Below are 1,094 nucleotides of genomic sequence, written 5' to 3'. Positions count from 1 at the left end.
CGAGGGCGAGCGGCGGCCGCGGCGCAGGCCCACACCGCCCACGGCCTTGTCCATCAGTCCGCGCAGCTGCCAGAGAAAGTCGGTTTTGTACCAGCCCCGGTCGCCGCCAATGCGCCAGATATTGTCGAGCACCTCGGCCACCGGCCGGGTAAAGGGCTGCACCTGCCGGTCGAAGAACATGCCGTTTTTCGGAATCTGAATGGCGTCCATGTAGTTCCGGCGCATCACGCCCGAGCTCAGCGCGTCGCTCCAGCTGCTCACCACTTCATTTTGCTCGATGCGGGTGAAGGCCAGGGCCAGGGCTGCCCGGTAGCTCATGGGCTGGTGCGGCACCACGGTGGCAATGCTCTTGCCGGGGTCGCACACGGTGTCATTTTTCAGGCTCTCCACCAAGCTCTGGGCTAAGGAGAACGTGGTGCTCGTGACCAGGTACAGCCACCACGACGACAGCCGGGGCGTGAGCACGGGCACCGTCACAATCCAGCGCCGGTAGCCGCGCTCGGCGGCCAGGCCCAGCAGCATCTCTCGGTAGGTTAGCACGTCGGGCCCGCCTACGTCGAAGGCCCGGCCGAAGCAGGCCGGGTTGTCGAGCACGGCCGTGAGGTAGAACATGATGTCGCGGATGCCAATGGGCTGGCAGCGCGAGTTCAGCCAGCGCGGCGTTACCATCACGGGCAGCTTCTCCACCAGGTCGCGGATAATCTCGAACGAGGCTGAGCCCGAGCCGATGATGATGCTGGCCCGCAGCACTGTGATTCTGGCCGGCTGGGCTTGGCTGAGCACGTTCTCCACGGCCCGGCGCGAGCGCAGGTGCACACTCAGGTTGGTGTCGTTGGCGATGCCCGAGAGGTAGATGACTTGCCGGGCGGTGGTGGTGTTCAGGTATTGCACGAAGTGCTGGGCCGACTGCTGCTCCTGCGCGAAGAAGTCCTCGTTGCCGCCGCTCATCGAGTGCACGAGGTAGTAGGCGGCGTCGATGTCGGTGGGCAGGTGGGCCAGGGTTTTGGGCCGCAGCAGGTCGCCGGTGGCCGTGCTCACGCGCGGATGCAGGTTCTCGGGCATGGTATCGGGCAGGGCGAAGCGGCGCGGGTCGC

1 protein-coding gene is annotated in these 1,094 nt (G+C 66.2%); it reads right to left on the bottom strand.

Annotated elements, in window-relative coordinates; all coding sequences use genetic code 11:
* Positions 1–1,094 (bottom strand): DUF2867 domain-containing protein (locus ACYVDE_RS23750; protein WP_460503996.1); only part of this gene is annotated, 1,094 nt, incomplete at both ends.

It is taken from the genome of Hymenobacter agri (assembly GCF_054778495.1).
This window is presented reverse-complemented; position numbering and strand designations above follow the sequence as displayed.